At 57.1% G+C, this 24,639-nt stretch carries 20 protein-coding genes, 3 rRNA genes, 1 other RNA gene and 1 pseudogene; 4 read left to right on the top strand and 21 right to left on the bottom strand.

Annotated features, from left to right (window positions below; all coding sequences use genetic code 11):
- Nucleotides 1–43 precede the first annotated feature (43 nt).
- The 15 genes from EL217_RS03405 to ftsE form a co-directional block, all read right to left on the bottom strand.
- On the bottom strand, nucleotides 44–307 hold the full coding sequence (locus tag EL217_RS03405) for a type II toxin-antitoxin system RelE family toxin (RefSeq protein ID WP_023017564.1): 264 nt from the start codon (nucleotides 305–307) through the stop codon (nucleotides 44–46).
- On the bottom strand, nucleotides 291–527 hold the full coding sequence (locus EL217_RS03400; protein ID WP_005279821.1) for a hypothetical protein: 237 nt from the start codon (nucleotides 525–527) through the stop codon (nucleotides 291–293). The genes EL217_RS03405 and EL217_RS03400 overlap by 17 nt, the downstream gene beginning before the upstream one ends.
- Before the next feature lie 136 nt (nucleotides 528–663).
- Nucleotides 664–1,845, bottom strand: a complete 1,182-nt coding sequence (locus tag EL217_RS03395) for a hypothetical protein (protein WP_005281849.1) — start codon at nucleotides 1,843–1,845, stop codon at nucleotides 664–666.
- Between the two features lie 113 nt (nucleotides 1,846–1,958).
- Nucleotides 1,959–2,076: ribosomal RNA gene (gene rrf / locus EL217_RS03390) — 5S ribosomal RNA — on the bottom strand.
- Nucleotides 2,077–2,230: 154 nt separating this feature from the next.
- A 23S ribosomal RNA gene (locus tag EL217_RS03385) occupies nucleotides 2,231–5,311 on the bottom strand.
- 510 nt (nucleotides 5,312–5,821) lie between these two features.
- A 16S ribosomal RNA gene (locus EL217_RS03380) occupies nucleotides 5,822–7,339 on the bottom strand.
- The 16S, 23S and 5S rRNA genes sit together here, the layout of an rRNA operon.
- A 585-nt stretch (nucleotides 7,340–7,924) precedes the next feature.
- Complete coding sequence (locus EL217_RS03375; protein WP_005277617.1) at nucleotides 7,925–8,680, bottom strand: ABC transporter ATP-binding protein; 756 nt, start codon at nucleotides 8,678–8,680, stop codon at nucleotides 7,925–7,927.
- Nucleotides 8,677–9,654 carry an iron chelate uptake ABC transporter family permease subunit gene (locus EL217_RS03370; RefSeq protein ID WP_005277616.1) on the bottom strand — a complete coding sequence of 326 codons (978 nt, stop codon included), beginning with the start codon at nucleotides 9,652–9,654 and terminating at the stop codon, nucleotides 8,677–8,679. The genes EL217_RS03375 and EL217_RS03370 overlap by 4 nt, the downstream gene beginning before the upstream one ends.
- 1 nt (nucleotide 9,655) lies before the next feature.
- A complete protein-coding gene (locus tag EL217_RS03365) occupies nucleotides 9,656–10,621 on the bottom strand; it encodes an ABC transporter permease (protein WP_005277614.1) in 966 nt (321 codons plus the stop codon).
- Between the two features lie 68 nt (nucleotides 10,622–10,689).
- Nucleotides 10,690–11,682, bottom strand: coding sequence for a siderophore ABC transporter substrate-binding protein (locus EL217_RS03360; RefSeq protein WP_420026255.1), 993 nt, complete (start codon nucleotides 11,680–11,682; stop codon nucleotides 10,690–10,692).
- A gap of 236 nt (nucleotides 11,683–11,918) precedes the next feature.
- Nucleotides 11,919–12,301: a transfer-messenger RNA gene (ssrA, locus tag EL217_RS03355) on the bottom strand.
- A gap of 66 nt (nucleotides 12,302–12,367) precedes the next feature.
- The gene (locus EL217_RS03350) at nucleotides 12,368–12,733 is read right to left on the bottom strand and encodes a DUF488 domain-containing protein (protein ID WP_126318568.1); all 366 of its coding nucleotides are present in this window, start codon (nucleotides 12,731–12,733) and stop codon (nucleotides 12,368–12,370) included.
- The gene (smpB, locus tag EL217_RS03345) at nucleotides 12,726–13,229 is read right to left on the bottom strand and encodes an SsrA-binding protein SmpB (RefSeq protein ID WP_023016945.1); all 504 of its coding nucleotides are present in this window, start codon (nucleotides 13,227–13,229) and stop codon (nucleotides 12,726–12,728) included. The genes EL217_RS03350 and smpB overlap by 8 nt, the downstream gene beginning before the upstream one ends.
- 44 nt (nucleotides 13,230–13,273) lie before the next feature.
- Entirely contained in the window at nucleotides 13,274–14,176 is a 903-nt protein-coding gene (gene ftsX / locus EL217_RS03340; RefSeq protein WP_126318566.1) for a permease-like cell division protein FtsX, read from the bottom strand.
- Nucleotides 14,173–14,871, bottom strand: coding sequence for a cell division ATP-binding protein FtsE (ftsE, locus tag EL217_RS03335; protein WP_126318564.1), 699 nt, complete (start codon nucleotides 14,869–14,871; stop codon nucleotides 14,173–14,175). Before ftsE ends, ftsX begins: the two co-directional genes overlap by 4 nt.
- A 120-nt stretch (nucleotides 14,872–14,991) precedes the next feature.
- Here ftsE and EL217_RS03330 point away from each other — a divergent pair.
- A pseudogene (locus tag EL217_RS03330) lies at nucleotides 14,992–16,612 on the top strand (AbgT family transporter).
- A gap of 21 nt (nucleotides 16,613–16,633) precedes the next feature.
- On the opposite strand, the gene prfB reads toward EL217_RS03330, so the two are convergent.
- Complete coding sequence (gene prfB, locus EL217_RS03325; protein ID WP_126318562.1) at nucleotides 16,634–17,737, bottom strand: peptide chain release factor 2; 1,104 nt, start codon at nucleotides 17,735–17,737, stop codon at nucleotides 16,634–16,636.
- Nucleotides 17,738–17,797: 60 nt separating this feature from the next.
- Between prfB and EL217_RS03320 the strand changes: the two genes are divergently transcribed.
- Both EL217_RS03320 and hisN read left to right on the top strand, forming a co-directional pair.
- On the top strand, nucleotides 17,798–18,634 hold the full coding sequence (locus EL217_RS03320; RefSeq protein ID WP_005281837.1) for an inositol monophosphatase family protein: 837 nt from the start codon (nucleotides 17,798–17,800) through the stop codon (nucleotides 18,632–18,634).
- The gene (gene hisN, locus EL217_RS03315; RefSeq protein WP_023016942.1) at nucleotides 18,627–19,409 is read left to right on the top strand and encodes a histidinol-phosphatase; all 783 of its coding nucleotides are present in this window, start codon (nucleotides 18,627–18,629) and stop codon (nucleotides 19,407–19,409) included. Before EL217_RS03320 ends, hisN begins: the two co-directional genes overlap by 8 nt.
- Here hisN and EL217_RS03310 read toward each other — a convergent pair.
- The 4 genes from EL217_RS03310 to EL217_RS03295 all read right to left on the bottom strand — a co-directional run bounded on the left by EL217_RS03310 (nucleotide 19,406) and on the right by EL217_RS03295 (nucleotide 23,230).
- A complete protein-coding gene (locus EL217_RS03310; RefSeq protein ID WP_023016941.1) occupies nucleotides 19,406–19,666 on the bottom strand; it encodes a hypothetical protein in 261 nt (86 codons plus the stop codon). The genes hisN and EL217_RS03310 overlap by 4 nt on opposite strands.
- Complete coding sequence (feoB, locus tag EL217_RS03305; RefSeq protein WP_172596706.1) at nucleotides 19,663–21,600, bottom strand: ferrous iron transport protein B; 1,938 nt, start codon at nucleotides 21,598–21,600, stop codon at nucleotides 19,663–19,665. Before feoB ends, EL217_RS03310 begins: the two co-directional genes overlap by 4 nt.
- 3 nt (nucleotides 21,601–21,603) lie before the next feature.
- The gene (locus EL217_RS03300; protein WP_126318561.1) at nucleotides 21,604–21,900 is read right to left on the bottom strand and encodes a FeoA family protein; all 297 of its coding nucleotides are present in this window, start codon (nucleotides 21,898–21,900) and stop codon (nucleotides 21,604–21,606) included.
- Between the two features lie 238 nt (nucleotides 21,901–22,138).
- Nucleotides 22,139–23,230, bottom strand: a complete 1,092-nt coding sequence (locus EL217_RS03295) for a S1 family peptidase (protein WP_126318559.1) — start codon at nucleotides 23,228–23,230, stop codon at nucleotides 22,139–22,141.
- Between the two features lie 209 nt (nucleotides 23,231–23,439).
- Here EL217_RS03295 and EL217_RS03290 point away from each other — a divergent pair, with 209 nt between their 5' ends.
- Nucleotides 23,440–23,880, top strand: coding sequence for a DUF1990 family protein (locus EL217_RS03290; protein WP_126318558.1), 441 nt, complete (start codon nucleotides 23,440–23,442; stop codon nucleotides 23,878–23,880).
- 64 nt (nucleotides 23,881–23,944) lie between these two features.
- Here the strand turns inward: EL217_RS03290 and EL217_RS03285 are convergent, their stop codons facing one another.
- The gene (locus tag EL217_RS03285) at nucleotides 23,945–24,562 is read right to left on the bottom strand and encodes a kinesin (RefSeq protein WP_126318556.1); all 618 of its coding nucleotides are present in this window, start codon (nucleotides 24,560–24,562) and stop codon (nucleotides 23,945–23,947) included.
- Nucleotides 24,563–24,639: the final 77 nt, after the last annotated feature.

The raw sequence follows: 24,639 nt of genomic DNA, 5'->3' as shown, positions 1-24,639 counted from the left end.
CCAGATTGTTTCTGGTGCTTTTTCTTTTACCTATGTCAAATGGCTAAAGGTAAATATTGCGTCGGTGTCCTACATCGATGACGTTGACGACCACAGCTTCATCGAGGATAGAAACAATCACCCGATAATCCCCTACTCTCCATCGCCACAATCCAGACTTGTCCGCAACGAGTCCTTTACCGCGCACACGGGGATCGTCTAACTCTGCTACCTCGCGAAGAAACTTACTGATTTGTTTCTGCACGGGTTTGTCAAGCTTCCGAAACGACTTTGCCGCACGCGGGGTGAACTCAATCGACCAAGCCACACTCGTCCTCTAAGTCCTGCAGGGAGATTGTGTCCAATTCTCCGCGTCGTGCTGCTTCGGCTTCGGCTTCAAGCGCATACACATACTCAAGTTCATCTAGGTAGGAATCTAGGGCCTTGCGAAGATAGAAGGCCCCAGTCCGCCCAGTCCGCGAAGCAAGCGCATCTAGGCGCTCTTTCTGCTTCGCGTTAACGCGCAAACTAATTACTGACTCGCTCATGTAAACATGTTTACAACAAGTAAAGCGATTTGTACACCACCCTGTGAGCATTGCCGGCGCTTTGCTGTGGTCACGTCGTACTGCTGACTCCCTTCTCACCCATAGGCACAAATTGAGCGTTTTCTCGGTAGCCGAATCAAGTGATAAAGGAAACCTCGTCCAGTCTCCTTAAGACGACATACCGCTCTGCATAGCGGCACCGTAGATCTGTCAAGAGCGTGTTGAAATCCGCATCCCAGGGCGCTCCCAGCTCCGACGACTTTTCTCTCATGGTCTGCAGCAGCTCGATGCCCATGTCACGACCGACCTTCGTCGAATCTAGGTAAGTTGTGACATTGTCGCGAACGAAAGGAAGGACCTGCGCCGGGAGGTCATCGAGGAACCGTTGCGCCATTGGCCGTTCCATTCCCGCCTTAACGACGGTGCTCCAGGCAAGTCCAGGGTCTTCAAGGCACAAGTGCTGAAACATCACCAAATCCCATGGCTTATCCTCCAACGTGTGTTGTATATGCGCCGCCGATTCCGCCTTGTCGGGGGCGACTGCATAGAGTTCCTGAGCGGACGGTAGTTCCGGGTACGTATCGAATACTTTTCGGGCGACGCGTTCCGAATGTTCGGGAAAATGCTCCCTGGCAAGAACAGCCCAACCCGAGGCTATATTTCGGGTTTCCTCCACGGCGCACTCGTTAACCGCCTTCTCGGACCAATCGAAGGCAAGACCATAGCGGCCGATGTCACAAAGGCCGCCAATGATCTCCTCATATCGCAACGCCGCACTTCCCTTGAGACCATGGGTCCGAAGAACGGCTTCAGCACTGCCTTCAAGCACCGCTAGCCGACGCCCCACGTAGCCACCGACCTGTTGTGAAGCATACCACGAGCGGATGCAGGCCACGCCCTCTTCCCCGAGAGCAGGTGCCAAAAAGACTGGGTCGAGGTCTATTTCTTCGGCCGGAAGAATCTCATTCATTCGTATAAACCAATCAGCCAAAGCGCTACCGGAGTAACTAGCTTGCTGCGCCGCGAAAGGAACTACCCGCGCCAAGACTTCGCCGGCATCCCTTACGGCATGGGCATAGTCATTCACCCTCGGAATAGTCTTGAGGACCTCTTCTACTGCGTCTAGGGAAACAAGCACAATGTCGGATGGACTCGGCGGCATAATGCCGAGAAGTTGCGCAGGATCCTCCACTGCCTGTTCTAATAGCTCAGCGGCTTCATATATTCGGTCGCTGTAATAAACGGCGCGGGAACCCTTGTACAGGTCTGGGTCATTGGTCCGAACGAGAGCGGTTACCGCCTGTGCAAGAGTCCTCATAGGCTTCATTATAGAAAATTATGGGATCACGAAAAAGAGGGGCAAAGACTCCGTAGAAATCGGTGTCCTTGCCCCTCTCGGTACGAACTTTATTTTGTTGTTTTGTTGTTTGGTGTCGGCGGTGACTTACTCTCCCACAACCTCCCGGTTGCAGTACCATCAGCGCGTACAGGCTTAGCTTCCGGGTTCGGAATGGGACCGGGCGTTTCCCTGTAGCTATGAACCACCGACAAACCTATCAGAACACTACCCACTGTGTGTGGTGTTGTGTCAGATACTGCATAGTGGACGCGACACACACGATAATGTGTATTTTTGTTTGTTTACTCGCTTCACAAGTCCACCCAACAATCATCCCCACACGTGGTGTTCGGGGGTTGTTGTGGTGTGTTTGTTTTGGTCAATTAGTACCAGTAGCCTTCACACCTTACAGTGCTTCCAAGTCTGGCCTATCTACCCCATAGTCTTTAGGGGACCTCAAAAGAAACCTCATCTTAAAACAGGCTTCCCGCTTAGATGCTTTCAGCGGTTATCCCTTCCGTACGTAGCCAACCAGCGATACCCCTGGCGGGATAACTGGCACACTAGAGGTACGTCCGTCCCGGTCCTCTCGTACTAGGGACAGCCTTCTTCAAGTTTCAACGCGCGCGGCGGATAGAGACCGAACTGTCTCACGACGTTCTGAACCCAGCTCGCGTGCCGCTTTAATGGGCGAACAGCCCAACCCTTGGGACCTACTCCAGCCCCAGGATGCGACGAGCCGACATCGAGGTGCCAAACCATCCCGTCGATATGGACTCTTGGGGAAGATCAGCCTGTTATCCCCGGGGTACCTTTTATCCGTTGAGCGACACCACATCCACAAGTAGGTGCCGGATCACTAGTCCCGACTTTCGTCCCTGCTCGACATGTCTGTCTCACAGTCAAGCTCCCTTGTGCACTTACACTCACCACCTGATTGCCAACCAGGCTGAGGGAACCTTTGGGCGCCTCCGTTACATTTTGGGAGGCAACCGCCCCAGTTAAACTACCCACCAGGCACTGTCCCCAACCCAGATCATGGGCCAAGGTTAGATGCTCAATCCGATCAGAGTGGTATTTCAACAACGACTCCACCACCACTAGCGTGATAGCCTCAACGTCTCCCACCTATCCTACACAAACCGAACCAAACACCAATACCAAGCTATAGTGAAGGTCCCGGGGTCTTTTCGTCCTGCCGCGCGTAACGAGCATCTTTACTCGTAATGCAATTTCACCGGGCCTGTGGTCGAGACAGCAGAGAAGTCGTTACGCCATTCGTGCAGGTCGGAACTTACCCGACAAGGAATTTCGCTACCTTAGGATGGTTATAGTTACCACCGCCGTTTACTGGGGCTTAAATTCTCAGCTTCGCTAACAAACGTTAACTAACCGGTCCTCTTAACCTTCCAGCACCGGGCAGGCGTCAGTCCATATACATCAACTTAACGTCTTCGCATGGACCTGTGTTTTTGATAAACAGTCGCTTCCCTCTATTCTCTGCGACCCCACAACACTCCAACCGCACAGGGTCTTCACGTCACAGGGCCCCCCTTCTCCCGAAGTTACGGGGGCATTTTGCCGAATTCCTTAACCACAGTTCACCCGAACGCCTTAGTATCTTCAACCTGACCACCTGTGTCGGTTTAGGGTACGGGCCATACACACACTCGCTAGAGGCTTTTCTCGACAGTACAGGATCACCACCATCAACCCTTTTAGGGTCTACGCATCACGCCTCAACCTCTATGTGTGGCGGATTTACCTACCACACGGCCTACACGCTTACACCACCAATCCACTAAGTGGCGCGGCTACCTCACTGCGTCACCCCATCACTTGAACCACACATCAGGCCCCACGACATCAACACCACCAACACTCAAAAAAGTGAAAAGGTAGCGTATCCGCAGTGGTTAGTATCCGTGCTTTATCATGGGCGCACATGTACGGGTACCAGAATATCAACTGGTTATCCATCGACTACGCCTGTCGGCCTCGCCTTAGGTCCCGACTCACCCTGGGAAGACGAACTTGACCCAGGAACCCTTAGTCATCCGGCGGTAAGGATTCTCACCTTACAATTCGTTACTCATGCCTGCATTCTCACTCGCACACAGTCCACGCCTCCTCACGGTAACGCTTCCACCCATGCACGACGCTCCCCTACCCAAACAACAAAAAAATGTTGCTTGCCGCGGCTTCGGCGGTGTACTTGAGCCCCACTACATTGTCGGCGCAGAACCACTCGACCAGTGAGCTATTACGCACTCTTTCAAGGATGGCTGCTTCTAAGCCAACCTCCTGGCTGTCTTCGCGATCCCACATCCTTTTCCACTTAGTACACCCTTAGGGGCCTTAACCGGCGATCTGGGCTGTTTCCCTCTCGACTATGAAGCTTATCCCCCACAGTCTCACTGCCGCACAACACAATTGATGGCATTCGGAGTTTGGCTGACATTGCTAAGATTGTAGTCCCGCTCAACCAACCAGTCGCTCTACCTCCACCAAGCTAATACGACGCTGCACCTAAATGCATTTCGGGGAGAACCAGCTATCACGGAGTTTGATTGGCCTTTCACCCCTACCCACAGCTCATCCCCGCAGTTTTCAACCTACGTGGGTTCGCGCCTCCACAACCTCTTACAGCTGCTTCACACTGGCCATGGGTAGATCACCCCGCTTCGGGTCCAGGACATGCCACTTATCACCCCATTAGGATTCGGTTTCCCTACGGCTACCCCACACGGGTTAACCTCGCGACATGCCGCTGACTCGCAGGCTCATTCTTCAAAAGGCACGCCATCACACTATAAAAAGTGCTCTGACGGATTGTAAGCACATGGTTTCAGGAACTATTTCACTCCCCTCCCGGGGTACTTTTCACCATTCCCTCACGGTACTATCCACTATCGGTCACACTGAGTATTTAGGCTTACCGGGTGGTCCCGGCAGATTCACAACAGATTCCACGAGCCCGTTGCTACTCGGGAACCCAACAACCCCCACATCATCATCTTCAGCTACAGGACTCTCACCTACTCCGGTAGGCCATTCCAAACCACTTCACCTAACAACAATGCAAAAAGGGCGTGCCACTGGTAGATGACACAAAATCAGGCCCCACAACACCGCACACACAACCCCTACCAGGTATCACATGCACACGGTTTAGCCTCATCCACGTTCGTTCGCCACTACTAGCAGAATCATTATTATTTTCTCCTCCTACGGGTACTGAGATGTTTCACTTCCCCGCGTAACCCCCACAACAGCTATGAATTCACTGAAGGGTAACCCCACATAACCAGGGCCAGGTTTCCCCATTCGGACATCCTCGGATCAACGCTTTATTGACAACTCCCCGAGGCTTAACGCAGCCTTACACGTCCTTCATCGGCTCAGCATGCCAAGGCATCCACCATGCGCCCTAAATAACGAACACACCAACCACCACACACAAACCACACAACACGAAGCCATGCAGCCAGCATGTGGCAGCAACAAGTGAACTTGACAAAATAAACAAAAAGAAAAATCACATCACACACACAACACCACCCACACACAAGCAGATGGCATCATGTGAGATGCTCGCGTCCACTATACAGTTCTCACACAACACCCCAAACCAGCAACAAACACCACCACAATGAATGGCATCCATCAACCAGTCAGGCACACAAAAAAGGGGGATAATGCCCCAGACACCCAACAATGCACCAACGTACAATCAACACTCATTTTTGCCTGCATGGACACTTTTACGCATGTCACAAAGCACTGTCTCAACACTTAGACCCTGCTGATTAAGGTGTATGTCCTACCCGGAATTTCCAAATTCGGTGGCAGCAGAACACTCGCCCACTCAACCACCAACCCACCATCAAACAACAGTGGACAACCCACAACTGTGGGTCATGGCTGCAACTGCAGCCTAGTAAAAGCTCCTTAGAAAGGAGGTGATCCACCCGCACCTTCCGGTACGGGTACCTTGTTACGACTTCGTCCCAATCGCCGATCCCACCTTCGACGGCTCCCTAACACGTTTAGGCCACCGGCTTCGGGTGTTACCAACTTTCATGACGTGACGGGCGGTGTGTACAAGGCCCGGGAACGTATTCACCGCAGCATTGCTGATCTGCGATTACTAGCGACTCCGACTTCATGGGGTCGAGTTGCAGACCCCAATCCGAACTAAGGCCGGCTTTCAGCGATTCGCTCCACCTCACAGTGTCGCAGCGCGTTGTACCGACCATTGTAGCATGTGTGAAGCCCTGGACATAAGGGGCATGATGATTTGACGTCATCCCCACCTTCCTCCGAGTTAACCCCGGCAGTCTCTCATGAGTCCCCAACCAAATGCTGGCAACATAAGACAAGGGTTGCGCTCGTTGCGGGACTTAACCCAACATCTCACGACACGAGCTGACGACAACCATGCACCACCTGTACACCAACCACAAAGGGACGAACTATCTCTAGCCCAATCTGGTGTATGTCAAGCCCAGGTAAGGTTCTTCGCGTTGCATCGAATTAATCCACATGCTCCGCCGCTTGTGCGGGCCCCCGTCAATTCCTTTGAGTTTTAGCCTTGCGGCCGTACTCCCCAGGCGGGGCGCTTAATGCGTTAGCTACGGCACGAAAGTCGTAGAAAGACCCTCACACCTAGCGCCCACCGTTTACGGCATGGACTACCAGGGTATCTAATCCTGTTCGCTACCCATGCTTTCGCTCCTCAGCGTCAGTAACTGCCCAGTAACCTGCCTTCGCCATCGGTGTTCCTCCTGATATCTGCGCATTTCACCGCTACACCAGGAATTCCAGTTACCCCTACAGCACTCAAGTTATGCCCGTATCGCCTGCACGCCCGGAGTTAAGCCCCAGAATTTCACAGACGACGCGACAAACCACCTACGAGCCCTTTACGCCCAGTAATTCCGGACAACGCTCGCACCCTACGTATTACCGCGGCTGCTGGCACGTAGTTAGCCGGTGCTTCTTATCTAGGTACCGTCACAAAAAGCTTCGTCCCTAGCGAAAGGAGTTTACAACCCGAAGGCCTTCATCCCCCACGCGGCGTCGCTGCATCAGGCTTGCGCCCATTGTGCAATATTCCCCACTGCTGCCTCCCGTAGGAGTCTGGGCCGTATCTCAGTCCCAATGTGGCCGTACACCCTCTCAGGCCGGCTACCCGTCGCCGCCTTGGTAGGCCATTACCCCACCAACAAGCTGATAGGCCGCGAGCTCATCCTACACCGAAAAAACTTTCCAACCACCACACTAAAGATGGCTCCTATCCGGTATTAGACCCAGTTTCCCAAGCTTATCCCGAAGTGCAGGGCAGATCACCCACGTGTTACTCACCCGTTCGCCACTCGAGTACCCTGCAAGCAGGGCCTTTCCGTTCGACTTGCATGTGTTAAGCACGCCGCCAGCGTTCGTCCTGAGCCAGGATCAAACTCTCCACAAAAAGAATTTCAGCACAACACTGAAAAGGCCGTGAAAAGCCCAAACCTAACCAAAAGAACAAACCACCACAAACCCACAAAAGCAGGCCCATGCTGGCGTCCAAAAATTACTACAAAGAAAAAATCACTGCCTCCCCAACCCGACGGGGCACAAAAAAGGGAGACAAAAAAGTTGAACACAATCACATGCCAACCAATCCATCAATGCAGCCGAAACACTAAACAGTATTCAAAAAGATGCGTATTCCAACACCTTACCGGCACACACCAACCAACAAACCAAATCTAGGCTTGCCGACCAACAGACCAATCAACACACAACCATGCACACAAAAATAAAAAATAAGTACATTGGCACACTATTGAGTTCTCAAACAACATCCACACACCACAAGAAAATTAACCAAACGTTAACCTCTCAGCGGCGGCTCGTACCAACCTACCCAACAACCTGAACCAAGTCAAATCCTCGAGCCAAGTCAGTACAAAAAGTCACTCAAAAGTAACCAACCGGCTACCTCTCGGCGACTCGCTAAAATTTATACCACCCCACAACACAACGCAAACCCCCAGCACAGCGCCTGTTTTTAGTGATAACAGGCGATCTTTCCATCGGGCCCATCGATTACGCGGACCGGAGTATTAAAGATGGGGGTCAAGATATCGTCCCGCATAATGTCCTCGGCTGGGCCGAATTCGACAATCTGGCCGTTTTTGCAGGCGCAGATATAGTCCGCGTAGCGCGCAGCAAAGTTGATGTCATGCAAGACCACGATGACTGTGCGGCCCAGCTCCTGGGCGGCTTCGCGCAGGTGGCGCATCATGTCCACCGAGTGCGAAATGTCCAGGTTATTTAGCGGCTCATCCAATAAGACGTAATCGGTTTCTTGGCACAGCACCATAGCTACGTAGGCGCGCTGGCGCTGACCACCGGAAAGCTGGTCAAGGTAACGGTGCTGCAATTCTTCCAAGTGCAGGAAGTGGATGTATTTAGAAATAACCTCTTCATCGTGTTGGTTGAGCCTCCCCTTGGTGTACGGGAAGCGGCCAAAGCCCACGAGCTGGCGCACGGTAAGTTTCGTGACGAAGTGATTTTCTTGCCGCAGGATGGACACGATCTTCGCTAAGTCAGCGGACTTGCTGGATTGGATGTCATAGCCGGCGATTTCGATGCTGCCTTCATCCATGTCGAGCAGCCGCCCAACCATGGTGAGCATCGTGGACTTGCCCGCACCATTCGGCCCCACCAACGCGGTAATGCCTCCCTGCGGGATGGTCAGGTTGAGCGGACCAATAGCAGTTTCGGCGGAATAGGTTTTAGAAACGTTTTTTAATTCGATCACAGTCGGCCCTTTCGCATAATGACAAACAGGAACACGGAGCCACCTACTAGCTCAATGATGATGGACACCACGCCTTGGGCGGAAAATACGTGTTGCATGAGGAAGTACGCCGCAATGAGCACGAAGAATGCTAGCCCCACCGCCATCGGAAAGATATAGCGGTGATCGTAGGTATCGGCGAATTGATAGGCCAGCGTCGCTACCAAAAAGCCCAGGAAGGTCATAGGACCTACCAGCGCGGTCGTCGTCGCCATCAACAACGAGACCAAAATCAGCGTGTAGATCGCATGCACTTTATGGTTCACGCCCAGGTTGGTGCTGACGTCAGCGCCTAAGGAAATCACATTGAGCTTACGCGCATTGAGCACCAGAAGCGTGGTGGCAATGGCCACGACGGGAATGGCAATGGGATAGTACTCGGATTCGGCGTTGTTGACGGAGCCAAACAGGCGCGCGGTAAGCACGTCGAATTCGCTGGGGGAAAGCATGCGCTGCATAAAGGTCGATAGCGAGCCCAGGCCACCACCGATGACCACACCGACCAGCAGCATGGCATGCATATTCTGCTTCCTATTGGTCAGCAACCACGAGTAGAGCACCAAGGAAAGCCCCACCATGACGGCCATTTGCATCAGGAAGGTGGGCACAGTGCGGGCATCGTTAAGCCCACTAGCACCCAGGAAGAAAATGGTCGCCGTATTGATGGCAACATACAGTGACTCAAAGCCCATGATGGATGGCGTCAAAATACGGTTATTCGTCACGGTATGAAAAGACACCGTGGCCATGGCTTGGCACACGGCGACAATCGCCATGGCAATGAGGGCATCAGCACGCCGCTGGGCAATGAGCCAAAACTTGCGGGTGCCAAATTCCATCGGGTTGCCATAGGCCAGGTACGCAAAGGCCAGCGCCACAGCTAGGCCCCATACGCAGGCCAGGGTGATCCAGTATTTCTTGGGCGGGGCGGACATCTTAGTTCGCACGGGTCGACCTCACAATCATGATGATGAAGACGATGGCGCCGATGACTCCCAGAATCACCGAAACCGGCATCTCGAATGGGGCGATGATCACGCGGCCCACCAGGTCACATACCGTGACGATGCCGATGCCCAGCAAGCACACCCAGGGCACGTTGGAACGCAGGTCATCGCCGCGCACCATAGAGACGATATTGGGCACGATAAGCCCGAGGAATGGCAGAGATCCTACGACAACGGTGACCACGCCCGTAGCAATGGCAATGAGGCCGGTTCCAAGCAACAACATGCGGTTATAGTTCAGCCCAACGTTGGTAGCAACGTCCTCGCCCAAACCAACAACCGTGAGGCGGTCAGCATAGATATACACCGCCACCAGCACCAAGAGGACCAGCCACAAAACCTCGTATTGGCCCTTATATACCGCGGTGAATGAACCCATGAACCAGATTCCCAATTGCTGGAGCATATCCGTCATCAGGGCGAAAAACGTCGAGACCGCAGACACCACGGCACCCAGCATGATGCCGATGATCGGCACGATGAGCGAGGAGCGCAGGGTCACCCGGCGTAAGAAGAGGAAGAATACGACGGTACCCAGGAAGGAAAAGATCACCGCACCTATCATCTTCACTAGAATCGAGGACGTGGGTGCGACGACCATGACGAAGAGCAGGCCCAGCCCGGCCCACTCCGTGGTGCCGGTGGTAGATGGTTCAACGAAGCGGTTTTGGGTAAGCAGCTGCATGACCAGGCCGCTAACGGCCATGGCCGCGCCGGCGAGCACCAAGGCAATGGTGCGCGGTAAGCGGGTAATGCCGAACATGGCGGCGCCATCATCAGCGCCAAAAACGTCGTACTGCCCGGTCAACAAAGAGGTAACGAGCAACGCGGCGACGATGAGTATGCCAAGGCCCAGCTTCCAGTCCCAGACCTTTGTGCGGGTGGTGGTTTCCATAACTATCCTTTACGCACCTGAAAACCGGAGGGCACAAAATCCCTCCGGTTTCCGGTTTTTAGTGGTGGCTAGTTCTTTTCAAACGCGTCTGCCATCGCGTTGAGCGTCTCCGTGAAGGTAATGATGTTTTCATTGGTGTAGGTATCCTGCGGAGCGGCAACGATCTTGCCTTCCTTCACGGCAGTCACGTTCTTGAGTGCCGCGGAATCCTCTACCAGCTTCTTACCTGGGGTGTAGCCTGCTTCATCCTTGGCAATAGCACCGTCGCGGTCCATGATGAGGATGTAGTCAGGGTTGGAATCAGCGATTGCCTCGACGGAGATGTCATCGCCCTCGTGGTCATCGCTGGCGTTTTCCACCTCGAGGGATGGCTTCATGCCCAGCAGGTCAAAGAATGGCCCGAAGAAGCGGCCCTTGCCTGGGGCGATGTAGTTAATATCGCCACCGGAGGTGTTGACTGCCATGACGGTCTTCTCAGGATCGTAGGCATCCTTGGCGCGGTCCAGCGCCTTGTTGAAGTCATCGACAAGCTTCTTTGCTTCATCTTCGTGGTCAAAGATCTTGCCCAGTGCTTCGGTCTGGCGGATGAGTTCTTCCGCCATGTCCTTATCGTCGCGCGGGGAGAAGTCGAGGACCGGGGTATCTTCCATCAGTGCCTCGATATCAGCCTGGTGCTGGGTGAAGCGCTGACCGTTGATGACGATGTCCGGCTCTGCGGCAACCAGTGCTTCCAGGTCAGGTTCGCGGTGCATACCCAGGTTGGCCTCGATCGAGTCTTCATTGATCTTGTCCGAGAGGGTATCTGGGACAATGCCGAGCGGGGCAGCCACGATATTGAGGTCCCAGTCCGCGAGGATTTCGAAGGCGCGGTTATCCGTTACCGCGACGCGCTCGAACGGTACGTCCAGCTCGTGGGTGCCGTTATTATCTTCGATCTGCAGTGCGCTTTCCGATGTCCCCTTATTCGAACCCTGGTCCTCTTCTTCCGCAGTGCTACATGCGGTAAGTGCCAAGGAGGCGACAGCTACGACAGACAAAAGAGCGCGATGAATTTTCTTCATTGTGCTTTCCTTATAGACGAGAAACAAATGCCCCATTAACTTATCTTAAGTCACCTTAACCAATCAAGGTTGAGGGTAACCTTTCCTAAAGAGCATCGTCCCGACCGTAGAAACGCGCTGCATTTGCGAAAGAAAACCCCTGTTGCGAGGACAAATCGATACCCGCCTACCCTACCCCCGCGCGGATGGATTTTATGAGAAAAGCCCCAGCTAGAACTGAATCTAGCTGGGGCTCTTGGTGGAGCTGCCGGGACTTGAACCCGGGTCCTTCGTCACCTTGCCAGGGCTTCTCCGTGCGCAGTTCGCACATGATCTCTGCTCGGCCCTCCGGTTCGGGCGAACTCGTACCGGATGATGGGCCCAGTCACCAGTAAGAGTCCCATCTGGTCCTGATGACACAGCCAGACGGCAAGTTCCTTAGTCGATGCCAGGTTCTAGGTCAGGAACAAAACCTAGGCTGACAGACACGCGTCGCTGTAATTAGGCAGCGAGGGCGTAGTCACGCTGAGAGTTCTTCTCTGCGTTTATTTGTTTGCTACGACGCTTAAACGGTGGTCGATAGCCTTCACCGGCACGCTTCCCCTGGCGCAGTGTACGAAGTCGAAACCAAATCAACCCCATAGCACTGTAGGGACGGGATAGTGCATCATTCCCTACGGTTATTCCAACACTACCGCAGACGCTTTTATTTCTCCAAGTGCTCTTCCAGCCAGTCTTTTAAGACCACCGCGTGGTTAATCTCGCGGTCGGCAGCACCAAAGAGCAGGGTGAGGTCCCCCTCCTTTGCCAAGGAGAGCAACCGGGTGAGTTCCTCGGACTCGCGGTCATCGAGCTCGGCGCGGTAGCGGCGCGAAAACTCCTGGAAGGAATCCTCGTCATGGTCCCACCACTTGCGCAGCTCGGGGCTGGGCGCCACGTCCTTAAACCATTCATCATAGTCCAGGTCCGCCTTGGCGATGCCCCGCGGCCACAGGCGGTCTACCAATACGCCGGTTCCGGAAATGGAGTCCTCGCCCTTGACTGCATCGTGAACCTTTACCGTTTTAAGCATTAATCCCCTTCACGCGGCGGCCGAGCTCGCGGGTGATTTCGCGGTTCTGGTCGCGCCGCTTGATGTCTTCGCGCTTGTCATAATCCTGCTTACCCTGCGCGAGCGCCAGCGACAACTTCGCGTACCCATTTTTGAGGTACACCTTGAGCGGCACCAAGGTTTTATTACCATTGCGCACCTGCCCGTAGAGCTTGTCGATCTCCCGGCGGTGCAGCAAGAGCTTGCGGGTGCGCCGCGGGCTGTGGTTGGTCCACGACCCCATCGAATACTCCGGGATGTGTAAGTTCCGCAGGTACACCTCGCCATTATCAATGGTGGCGAAGGCATCATTGAGCGAGATCTTTCCCTCCCGGAGGGATTTGATCTCCGTGCCGAGCAGGACGATGCCGCACTCGAATTCTTCGAGGATCTTATAGTCGTGCCGGGCCCGGCGGTTGGTCGCAAGCGTGGCGTCCCCGGATGCCGCCTTCTTATTCTTCTTGCCCTTTTTAGCCATAATTGCCTCAGTGTACTGCTCGTTTACCGCACCCGGCAAACGGCTTAGCGGCGGACATAAGAACGCAGGGTAATCTGCGCGGTGGCAGCGGTAACCACCAAGGCAAGGAGCCCCACCAGCGGTAGCGCCAGCCACAGATCGCCGGACTTCATCGGTGCCAGCAACTGCGATTCATACAGGCCCTGCAGCGCAGGATCTATCACTTGGGACTTCGCCACCAGCAATCCGGCTCCACCCAGGACCACACCGATGAAGGAGGCGAGCACGGCTTCTACCACGAACGGCGCTTGCGTCATCCAGCGCGAGGCGCCCACCATGCGCATGATTTCGGTCTCGCGAGTGCGGTGGAAAGCGGCGATTTGTACCATATTGGCCACCAAGAAGATGGCCGCAATGGACATCACGATGGCCACGATGAAGGTGGCGGTGCGGATGGAATCGAGGTTGCTTGCCGCCTCACGCACCTCTTCTTGCTGGTCCACGACCTCTTCTACCGCCGGGTTATCCCGCACGGCATCGATGGCGGAGGCTTCCTCCGGATCAACAAGGCGCACGTGCAATGCTGCAGGCAGCGCATCCGGCGAGGTCTGTTCCACCATCACCGGGTCCGTGTCCTGGAATAATTCGCGGAAGCGCTCGTAGGAGGCCTCCCGATTGCGAAATTCCACGGACTCTACGGAACTATCGGATTCCAGCTGTTCTTTTAAATCCGCGCAGGCGGGGGTGGTGCAGTCTGGATCTGTGGCGGAAATATCCTCATTTAACTGGACCATGACCTCCACGCGGTCCAAGTAGATATCCTTCGTATCCTTGGTGAGGTTGGTGACCATGATGCCGGCGACCACGGCGCCGACAGAGATGGCCGTGGTAATGATCATCGCGATGGTCATGGTCAGGTTGCGGCCCAAGCCCTTGCTGGCCTCGCGGAAGATGAATCCTAACTTCATGCCTGCTCCTCCTGCGCCGAATAGGTGGCATTGTGCTCATCGCGAACGAGCGTGCCTTCGCGCAATTCCAGCACGCGTTTCTGTGCCTTATCCACGGCACGGGAATTGTGGGTGGACATCACCACGGTGGTGCCACGTCGGTTGATGCGCAGCAGCAAGTCCATGATCCCGTCGGCGGTCGCGGGATCGAGGTTGCCCGTGGGTTCATCGGCAAGCAAGAGCTTCGGCCGATTGACCAAAGCGCGCGCGATGGCCACGCGCTGCTGCTCACCACCGGATAGCTCGTGCGGCATTGCGTGGTGGCGGTTTTCCAGCCCCACCATCTCCAGTACCTGCGGCACCGCGGTGGAGATGCGGTGCTTGCTCTTGCCGATGACCTCCAGGGCAAACGCCACATTCTGGTACACGTTGAGCTTGGGTAGCAGCCGAAAGTCCTGGAATACGTAGCCAATGGATTGGCGTAGGGCGTTAATATCCTTGCCGCTTAGCTCGTTGACGTGGAAGTCACCGAAGTAAATATCGCCCGAGGTCACATTGCTATAGCGCACCATGAGCTCAAGAAAAGTGGACTTTCCGGACCCCGAAGGGCCGATGAGGAACGCAAACTCACCGTCCGCAATTTCAAAAGACACCCCATCGAGCGCGGGGCGGGACTGGGCGGAATACACCTTAGTCACGTTATTGAAAGTAATCACCCCGCCACTGTAGCAACCAAAGTTGACAGTGACCTGTGAACGCTATTTAGTAGTGTAGTCTAGAACACAAAATCTGGTACGCAATGATGCCCGACCCGATCGACAGAAAGTGCCGATACTATGGCCGAGACTAAAACCAAAGAAAAACCGGAGAAAGCAAGCGGCTTTTTAGGCACCGTAGAAAAGATTGGCAATAAACTCCCCCGATCCTTTCTGGCTCTTCGTCATCCTCGCGATCATCGTCGCCATTACCTCATGGATTGGCCACTTAATTGGCATGAGCGCCGAGGATCCTAAATCCGGCGATACCATCGAGGTTGAATCCCTCCTGACCACCGAGAATATCTCGCGCATGGTCACGGACGCGGTGGAGAACTTCACGAGCTTCCCGCCACTGGGCGTCATCCTCGCCGTGATGCTGGGTGTGGCCGTGGCCGAGCAGTCTGGGCTCTTGTCCGCGCTCGTGCGCGCCATGGTGACCAAGGTCAGCCCGAAGTTCCTTACCTTCATCGTCGCCCTGGCCGGCGTGACCGGTTCCGTGGCTTCGGATGCCATTTATGTCATCCTCATCCCGCTGGGCGCGATGGCCTTCCACTCGGTGGGCCGCTCTCCCATCGTGGGTGCCATGGTGGCCTTTGCGGCATCCTCGGCGGGCTTCAACGCCTCGCTAATCCTCAACATCACTGACCTCCTGCTGGCCGGTATTTCCACTCCTGCCGCACAGTTTGTGGATGAGGCTTATGAGGTCAGCCCGCTGGCCAATATCTTCTTCGTCATCCCATCCGCCATCGTGCTGTCTCTTATCATCACCGCCGTCACGGAATGGTTCATGGTGAAAAAGGCCCGCGACCTGGTCAACCACGACAAGATCAATTACGAGGAAGTCTCCTTCTCCCAGGCCGCCGGCGCCGCTGATAACGAGGCGGACGAGGAAGAAAGCGACGTTGATTTCGAGGAAGAAGACGAGCTGCGGGTAAAGCCGGAGGAGCAAAAGGGCTTGACCGCTTCTGGCATCGCGCTACTCATCTTCCTCGCCGGATTCTTCGCCCTACTCTTCATCCCAGGCTCCCCGCTCGCTAGCCAAGAAGATAGCTTCATGGAATCGCCGCTGATTAGCGCGATTGCGGTTCCCATTGCCCTGGCGTTCTTGGTCTGCGGCATCGTCTACGGCATCTACGCCGGCACGCTGAAGTCCGCCTCGGACGTGCCAGATTTCATGGCTAAAGGCATTAAGACCTTGGTCCCCATGCTGGTGCTCTTTTTCGCCGTCGCTCAGTTCTTGGCGTGGTTCCAGTGGTCCAACCTCGGTGTCTGGACCGCGATTAAGGGTTCTGAGCTGCTGCAGGCATGGTCGCTGCCGCCCATCTTGATGTTCGCCGCACTCGTGGCCATGGTGGCAATCCTCAACCTGTTCATTACCTCAGGTTCCGCGCAGTGGGCGCTGATGGCGCCGGTGATCGTCCCGATGATGATGTACGTGGGCATCTCGCCCGAGGTCTCCCAGATGCTCTTCCGTATCGGTGACTCGCCGACAAATATCATCACACCGATGTCGCCGTACTTCGCCCTCGCACTGACCTTCCTGCAGCGCTACTACAAGCCAGCGGGTGTTGGCACGCTGATGTCGCTGGCGCTGCCGTATTCCATCGCCATGATCGTTGGCTGGTTCATCTTCTTTATCGTGTGGTACCTGCTGGGTATCCCACTTGGACCGGGCGCACCGATGCACTACCCGGCTTAATCCTGCAGGGCGCGGTTGAGGTTAATCCTCACCGCGCTCTTGTTGCATGCGCCACCGGATGCCGGCTTCCAAGAAACCGTCGATATCCCCGTCGAGCACCTTGGAAGGATCGCCCAATTCAAAATTGGTGCGCAGGTCTTTGACCATTTGGTACGGGTGCAAAACATAAGAGCGCATCTGGTTGCCCCAGGAGGCATTGCCGCCGGCGCCAAGCGCATCGAGCTCCGCCCGCTCTTCTTGGCGCTTGCGTTCCAAGAGCTTTGCCTGCAAAACCCGCATGGCAGAGGCCTTGTTTTGGATCTGCGACTTCTCGTTCTGGCAGGTGACCACGATGCCGGTGGGGATATGGGTCAGGCGCACCGCGGAATCGGTGGTGTTGACCGATTGTCCACCAGGCCCGGAGGAACGGTACACATCCACGCGCACCTCATTATCTGGCACGTCAATGTGGTCCGTTTGCTCCACTACAGGAAGGACCTCGACCTCTGCAAAGGAGGTTTGTCGCCGGCCCTGGTTGTCAAAGGGCGAAAGGCGCACGAGGCGGTGCGCGCCCTGTTCCACGGAAAGCTGGCCGTACATGTATTCCCCATGCACCACGAAGGTGGCGGATTTAATGCCTGCTTCCTCGGCATAGGAAATATCGTAAATATCCACCTTGTGGTCGTGCTTTCCTGCCCAGCGGGTGTACATGCGCATAAGCATTTCCGCCCAATCGGCCGCATCTACCCCACCGGCGCCGGAACGGATATTGATCACGGCCTCGCGCGGGTCATATTCCCCGGAGAGCATGGTTGTTACCTCGAGGGATTCGATAGCGCTTTCCAGCTCAGCAAGGTCTTCATCGGCAATAGAGGCGGTGCCTTCTTCCTCCGCGAGCTCGTACATCACCGGCATATCATCTAAGCGCCCGCGCAAGGATTCCAGTTTGCGGACCTTTGCCTGTGCTGAAGACAGCTCAGAGGTGACCTTTTGTGCGTGCTCGGGGTCATCCCACAGCGAGGGATCCCCAGCTTGGGCTTCCAACTCCCGAATGCGCGCAGCCAAGGCTTCCGGATCCATGACCTTTTCAATGGTGGTCAGGGTGGTGTCCAATTGCTTGAGCCGTGTAATTACTTCGGGACGCATAGGCCCCAATCTTACCCACCTCCCCCACAGAATTAGCCATTGGCTGGATTTAGGGCGACAATGGTGTGCATGGATCAAAAGCCAAGCTTGCAGGAGATGATCGATGCGGTCATCAAAACGTTTATTGTCGCGCATGCAGACGATGGGGATGCCCATTTGGCGCAGGCGCTTGTGTATAACGCCGGACGCTTGGCTTGGCGCTTGCGCGAGATGGGCGTCTCGGTTGAGCAGAAAACCTCTATTTCTGACGTGGTCACGGATGCGGACCGCGCCGCCGAGCGCTTTATCGCCGGCGTGCTAGAGGCCGTGCGCCCTGAGGATGGTCTCGTGGGCGAGGAAGGCACCGCCCGCGAGTCCCAGTCCGGGCGCAACTGGGTCATCGATCCGGTGGATGGCACCTACAATTTCACCTCTGGCTCGGATTATTGGTGCTCGGCGCTCGCGCTTACCGATGCCTCCGGGGTCGCCCTCGGCGCCGTCCACCGCCCCGCCATGGGCTATACCTGGTTTGGCGGGCGCGACTACCCCACCTCGCTCGATGGCAAGGACGTTGCCAAGCTGCAGGATAAGCCGGCAGAAGAAATCTCTCTCTCGTCCTACCTACACCCAACGTCGCTGGCGGATCCAGAAATTCGTGCCGCGTGGCAGCGGGTGGCCGAAAACTTTGCTACAGTCCGTATGCTTGGTGCCGGTTCGGTGGACTTGGCCTCCGTGGCAGAAGGCACGTGGGGCGCATGGATGCAGCATTCGGTAGCGGATTGGGATTGGTTCCCCGGCAAGGCTCTCATTGAAGCCGCCGGTGGTGCCGCCCGCAAGGTAGAAGCCGGTGGCGTCGAGTGGTGCTTGGCCGGAAATAAACAGGTAGTTCAACAAATGGAGGAATGGCTCCGTGGGTAAATTCAAAGAAGACTTAGGTCTCGCTCTCGAGTTAGCCGGTCACGCCGATGTGGTCACGATGCATCGCTTTGAGGCCACCGACCTTTCCGTCAAGGAAAAGCCGGACCTGACCCCGGTTTCGGATGCGGATCTGAACTGCGAGAAGCACATCCGCGATTCGCTGAAGCGTTCCCGCCCGCGCGATGAGGTTTTGGGCGAAGAGTTTGGTGGTCAGGCCTGCTACGAAGGCCGCCAGTGGGTTATCGATCCCATCGATGGTACGAAGAACTTCGTGCGCGGCGTGCCGGTATGGGCCACGCTTATTTCCCTGCTTGAGGACGGCGAACCGGTCGTCTCCGTGGTCTCCGCGCCTGCCCTGCGCCGTCGCTGGTACGCGGCGAAAGGCGCCGGTGCCTACCGTGTTTTTGGCGGCGAGCCGAAGCGCCTGCACGTCTCCCAGATCGAAAAGCTTGGGCACGCATCCCTGGCCATGAGCTCGCTGACAGGCTGGTCCGAGCGCGGGTTGCGCGATAAGTTCCTCAACCTCACGGATAAGACGTGGCGCCTGCGCGGCTACGGCGATTTCTGGTCCTATTGCCTCGTGGCAGAAGGCGCCGTCGATATCGCCACCGAGCCGGAGGTCTCCCTCTGGGACCTCGCCGCCCCATCCCTGCTCGTGACCGAGGCCGGCGGCACGTTTACGGATCTGTCCGGCAATCCCGGGCCGCACGGCGGATCGGCCATTGCCTCCAATGGCCGCCTGCACAAGGCCGCGCTGCAGATGCTGCAGGATTAGGGTCGGGCCGAAAGCTTCAATAGGACCGGTTCGCGGCGCCCGCCCTCGGCGCCGGAGCAACCATCGCTGTGCGAGCAACTTCCGCAGCCACCCGTGGGGCACGAGGACAGCGATTCGCGCACGAGCTGCGCGCTGTGTTCCAAGTGGGCGAGGATAACCTCCACCGTCCCCTGGCCTAATCCCGTTGCCCGAGCGATATCCGCGGGCGTGGAGTGACCGCCGCGGATCGCTTCTTTTACCTTGTCTGTAGGGCTCATAGGAATAACCTCAGCACTTGGAAGACGCCAACGGCCAAAACCCATGCCGTGACGAGCTGCAGCACAAAGCCGATGAGCGTCCACTTCCAGCCAATTTCGCGCCGCTGCGCGGCCACCGTGGCTACGCACGGCGTATAGGCCAAGAGGAAGACCATATACGCCCACACCGCGGCCAGGCCGTGTCCGCCGGAGGCGGCGTCGAAGTCGCTGCGGATGTGATCGGCCAGCGAAGACTCGGCCTGTTCCTCAGGATCCGCATCCGTGACATCATCGACGGCGTAGGTCTGTGCCCAGGTGGAAATCAGTGTTTCCTTCGCCACAAAACCTGTTACCAGCGGGCCGGTCAGGGACCACGAATCGAAGCCAGCCGGCGCAAACGCCGGGGAAATCGCCTTGGATACCGCTCCATAGGCGGAGTCCTCCGGCGGGACGGCCTCCTCGTCAAAGGAATGCCCACCGGTAACCGGGATGGACATGAGCAGCCAAATGACCACCACCGTGGCCACGATGATGCCGCCTGCGGTGTGTAAGAACCCCTTCAGGCGCACCCACATGACCGAAAGCGATAGCTTGAACGTGGGCAGCTGATACGACGGCAGGTCAATAACGAGCGCCTCGGACGGCATGGCGCGCCAGACCGTTTTGCGCAGCGCTAAGCCCACGGCAACCACCAAGGCGATGGATAAGACATACATGCCAAAGACGGCCGATCCGGCGTGATCTGGGAAAAAGACCTGCGCCAGCATCATAAAGACGATAAGGCGCGCCGAGCACGAGGTAAACGGGATGAGCAGGCAGGTAAGGATGCGGTGGCGGACATCGCCAAGCACGCGCGTGGCCGAAATCGCTGGCACGTTGCAGCCATAGCCCACCACGATGGGGATAAAGGCCTTGCCAGGCAGACCAATCGAGCGCATCACCCTATCGGTGACCACCGCGGCGCGCGCCATATAGCCGGAATCCTCCAGCACCGCGAGGCACAAGAACATCAGCGCCAGCAGCGGGGCGAAGGTCAGGACCATGCCGACGCCGCCAATGAGGCCATCAACAAGCAAGCCCGTAATCAGCCAATGGTCGAGGCCAATGGCTTCCAGCCCGGCGCGAGCAGCGTCCGAGACCGGACCGGTAATAAGGTCCTCGAGGCCATCCTGCATGGGCCCTGCCACCGTGGTGGTGATGAAGAAGACCGCCCACATCACCGCGAGGAAGAGCAGCGGGCCCACCACCGGGTGCAGCACCACGCGGTCGACGCGCTGGGTGAGGGTCTCACCCACCTCCACGCGGTGGACCGCGGCCTTTTCGGCGGCATCGAGATCCGCGAAGCGCTGATCCAGGCCAGAATCCTCGCGAATGATGATTGGCTCGGCGCGCATGGCCTGCGCCACGGCGCTTTCCAACCCGTCGAGGTTGCGCCGGCGCCGTCCATTGACGCTGACCACTGGCATGCCGGTAGCGCGGGAGAGCGCATCAGTATCGATGCTAATGCCCTGTTGCTCGGCCATATCCTCCTTGGTGACGCCGAGGACGACGCGGTACGGCTCGGCGGCGATTTGCAGCGCCAAGTTGAGCCCGCGGGCCGGGGCCGTTGCGTCCACGAGGACCACGACGACATCGGGGCGCTCATCTGCGGGGCAGTCAATGAGCATCTGCTTAGTAAAGGCCTCATCGGGGCTCATGGGGTCTAGGGAATAGGCGCCGGGTAGGTCGATGATGTCGAAGGCCTCTGGCTGCGCATTCCAGAGCCCGCGGCTGACCTCGACCGAGGTGCCCGGCCAGTTGCCGGTCTGGACCTTCGCGCCGGTCAATGCGTTAAAGAGTGTGGATTTTCCGGAATTCGGCGCGCCCACCAGTGCCAGGACGGGCGTGCCTTCCGCCGCTATCCGCATGGTGGAGGTGCTGTGGCAGCTTGCTGGGGCCGTGGAGTTATGTGCCATCGCTTATGCCTCCACTGGAATGACTTCGAGTTGGCGCAGCGTGTGCGCATCCACCGCGTAGCGGGCCGTTCCCATGCTCACCACACGCGCGCCACCTGCGACGGTGCGGCCGATCTGCACGCGGGTGCCGGGCCGAAAGCCCAGCTCGCGCAGCCGCACGGCCAGCGCGGGTTGAGTCTCGACCGCGTTGTGCAGGCACTCAGCGGACAGTTCTACCACGGCATCAGTGGGTGCTTGATCCGCGCGCATGGGCCCGGATTCTGGCGGGGTGGGATGGGATGAGGAAAAGGGGTTGTGCATGGGGAAACCTCGGTTCAAACTTCGCCGTGGACGGGGCATCCACAGCAGATATTGACTAACCCTAAGTGGGCAATAGGTAAGTCTCAGTTTAGTTTAGGCCGCTGTCTGCGAACGAGGATAGCCTTCGCTTTCCCCTACTTTGGCGGGACGGATACGCGTTATATGGCTATAGAAATTGCACATAAAAAAGCGCCCCGTCCGGCTTTCGATGCCGAATGGGGCGCTACCTGCTTCGCGGTTATGCTTCGGGGAGCTTGAACCCCGCGCCAACGCCACCGCGGCGGTTCATATCCGCCAGGACGGTATCCATGTTGGTAGCGGCGGTGGGGTTGTGAACCGCGCCCTGCAGCGGGGTGCGGCACGGGAAGTTCACCGGCAGGAAGCCGCCGGAGATGGAACCGATGAGGCGGTCACCGGCAAGCAGCGGCGCGCCGGAATCGCCCATCATGGCGCAGGCCTGGTTGACCTGGACGCTTTGCGCCTGCTGATAGGTCATACCGCAGGTTTTGCCGGTGGCAACGCCTTGCTTGCACACGGTCTCACCCGGGTTGACGGTCCCGCCTAGGGAGTTAACGGTAACCCCGTTGTAGGTGCGGGTGACCTCAGCGTTGGAGCCGAATTCGATCACCGAGTAATCCAACGCAGCGTTCTTGGACACGATGGTGCCCGTCGGGCCAATGTGATCAGAATCGGCCGAGGTAATCGCATCGCCCTCGTTGCCGCAGTGTCCTGCGGTTAGCCCCACCTTGCGGCCGGCGGCGTCATTGCCGGCAACGCTCAAGGTGCACATGGTCTCACCATTGACGTAGATAGGGGTGCCGGGGCCATACAGGGACTTGCCCTGATTCATGGCGGCATCGGATTCCTCGGGGATGCGCGGGGCATCGAAAAGGGAACCCGGCACGCGGTGCAGGACAAAGTCCGCGTCAGGCTTTCCCGCAGCTACCTTGGAAAAGCCATCATTTTTCCACTGGTAGTTGGGGTTATTGCCCAAGGGCTTTTGCTCTACCTGGGTGGCTTGTTCCAGCAGCCCGAAGGGGTTCGGGTTGGTGGCCGGCTCCGCATACTGAGCCCCCTGCTGGGCGCGATCCACCACCGTGTCGCGGGCGCTTTGCAGCGCGGAATCCACGGTATCGGTGACCTGCTTATCCACCTCTGGGGTCTCAACGCCAAAGCCCGCGAGACCCTCGCGCACATGGTTGATAAACCCTGCCGAGTCAATATCCGGTTGGGGCAATTCTTGGGCTCCTGCTGCCGGGGAACCCAAGAAAAACGCACCAGCGAAAGCCGAGCCCACCAGGACTTTCTTTAGGTGCGGAATGCGAAGCATCAAACTACCTTCTTTCAGTTGTCAAGATCGTGCTAGCTAAATCCTGACATGGATCGCGTGTGAAAGCAGCTAAGTCCTGTGACTGTTTCCAAGCCGTTACCGTTCTTTCAGGTTTCGGGGGTGATCGCGCAATTAATCCGTCCCCAAAACTTTTCGATGGCCTATTCTTCACCCCATGAGCTCCCCACAGATAGGCACCGGTGCTTAAGATGCCAGAGCCGCTTTCCTATGCCGATACCGCCGGATTCCCGCAGCTGCACATGAGCCGGGTCATCGACGCCGATTTCGATACCGCGGCCCACCGGCTCTTTCGCTGGGGCATCCAGCGCAGCGGCCTCTTCCGCGTGCGCCCCAGCCACCCGGTCGTCCAAGAAGGCGCCGAAATCACCATGGGCCTTGGCCCATTTGATTTCCGCTGCCGCGTGGTCGAGGCTTTCTCCGGCGATGGCCGCTGCGGCTTTACCTACGGCACCTTGCCCGGACACCTCGAGCGCGGCGAGGAAACCTTCACCTTAGAGCGCCTGCGCGATGGGCGGACGCTGCTGCTTATCGATGCCGCCTCCGAGCCCTTCCTGCCCTTCTTGCGCCCGCTTGTCGATATCCCCCGCCGCCTGCTCATCCGCCGGTTCTACCTGCACGCGCTGGACTAGCGTGGCAGCACAAAGGCCGCTGCCTCTCCCCCTACGGGAAAAGCAGCGGCCTAGGCGCGGTTAACTACTTACGCTTTTCGTCGAGGTTATCGCGAGCCTCGCGCACAACGTCTTTCACGCGGTCAAAGAATCCGCCCTTCTTACCGGATCCCTCCTGGTATTCCTGCGCCTTGTCTTCCACGAAGTCCTTGGCGCGGTTGATGGCTTGTTCAACGACGTTTCCGGCCTCGGTGACCTTGTCCTTCAGGTCATCAAAGTCATCACGCTCTTCATCAGCTGCATCCTCTGCCGGCTGCTCCGGTGCGGCAGCGATGTGTTCCTCTTCGGCCTCGCCCACCACGTGCTGTGAGGGCTCATAGTCCGCGTTGTCCTCATCCAGCTTTTCCTGCAGGTCCGGCTGCTCGGACGCAGCGGCGACGTGCTCTTCCTCAGCGCCGGTAACGACGTGATTCTTCGGCTCGTAATCGCTCTGCGCCGCAGCATCATTTTGCTCATCTGCGCTTGCCGTTGCGGCGGCGTTGGCAGCAGCAGCTCCGCCAGCCGCGGCTCCGGCTACACCGGCTCCCGCAGCCTTGCCGGATTCAATCTTGTTGCCATTGGCATCAGTCGATGCCAGGTAAGTAAATTTTTCGCGATCCACGTCTACTTCGTGGCCAAGGGCGCGTGCAGTTTCTTTAGCCATTGCTTTGTACTCCTTAACTAGATCTATTTTCTCCTATCCTAGCGTTCCAGAAAGTTAAGGTGCGTGCACGGGAACCG

Source organism: Corynebacterium segmentosum, from assembly GCF_900637825.1.
In the GTDB taxonomy this organism is placed as follows: Bacteria; Actinomycetota; Actinomycetes; order Mycobacteriales; family Mycobacteriaceae; genus Corynebacterium; species Corynebacterium accolens.
Note: the sequence above shows the minus strand (reverse complement) of the source record. Positions and strands in the feature narration are given on the sequence as shown.

Excerpts from the sequence above, each read along its gene's own strand:
- EL217_RS03400 (WP_005279821.1), bottom strand. The coding sequence starts at position 527 with ATGAGCGAGTCAGTAATTAGTTTGCGCGTTAACGCGAAGCAGAAAGAG.
- EL217_RS03395 (WP_005281849.1), bottom strand. The coding sequence starts at position 1,845 with ATGAGGACTCTTGCACAGGCGGTAACCGCTCTCGTTCGGACCAATGAC.
- EL217_RS03370 (WP_005277616.1), bottom strand. The coding sequence starts at position 9,654 with ATGTCCGCCCCGCCCAAGAAATACTGGATCACCCTGGCCTGCGTATGG.
- EL217_RS03365 (WP_005277614.1), bottom strand. The coding sequence starts at position 10,621 with ATGGAAACCACCACCCGCACAAAGGTCTGGGACTGGAAGCTGGGCCTT.
- EL217_RS03360 (WP_420026255.1), bottom strand. The coding sequence starts at position 11,682 with ATGAAGAAAATTCATCGCGCTCTTTTGTCTGTCGTAGCTGTCGCCTCC.
- EL217_RS03350 (WP_126318568.1), bottom strand. The coding sequence starts at position 12,733 with ATGCTTAAAACGGTAAAGGTTCACGATGCAGTCAAGGGCGAGGACTCC.
- smpB (WP_023016945.1), bottom strand. The coding sequence starts at position 13,229 with ATGGCTAAAAAGGGCAAGAAGAATAAGAAGGCGGCATCCGGGGACGCC.
- ftsX (WP_126318566.1), bottom strand. The coding sequence starts at position 14,176 with ATGAAGTTAGGATTCATCTTCCGCGAGGCCAGCAAGGGCTTGGGCCGC.
- prfB (WP_126318562.1), bottom strand. The coding sequence starts at position 17,737 with ATGCGTCCCGAAGTAATTACACGGCTCAAGCAATTGGACACCACCCTG.
- EL217_RS03320 (WP_005281837.1), top strand. The coding sequence starts at position 17,798 with ATGGTGTGCATGGATCAAAAGCCAAGCTTGCAGGAGATGATCGATGCG.
- EL217_RS03310 (WP_023016941.1), bottom strand. The coding sequence starts at position 19,666 with ATGAGCCCTACAGACAAGGTAAAAGAAGCGATCCGCGGCGGTCACTCC.
- feoB (WP_172596706.1), bottom strand. The coding sequence starts at position 21,600 with ATGGCACATAACTCCACGGCCCCAGCAAGCTGCCACAGCACCTCCACC.
- EL217_RS03300 (WP_126318561.1), bottom strand. The coding sequence starts at position 21,900 with ATGCACAACCCCTTTTCCTCATCCCATCCCACCCCGCCAGAATCCGGG.
- EL217_RS03295 (WP_126318559.1), bottom strand. The coding sequence starts at position 23,230 with ATGCTTCGCATTCCGCACCTAAAGAAAGTCCTGGTGGGCTCGGCTTTC.
- EL217_RS03290 (WP_126318558.1), top strand. The coding sequence starts at position 23,440 with ATGCCAGAGCCGCTTTCCTATGCCGATACCGCCGGATTCCCGCAGCTG.
- EL217_RS03285 (WP_126318556.1), bottom strand. The coding sequence starts at position 24,562 with ATGGCTAAAGAAACTGCACGCGCCCTTGGCCACGAAGTAGACGTGGAT.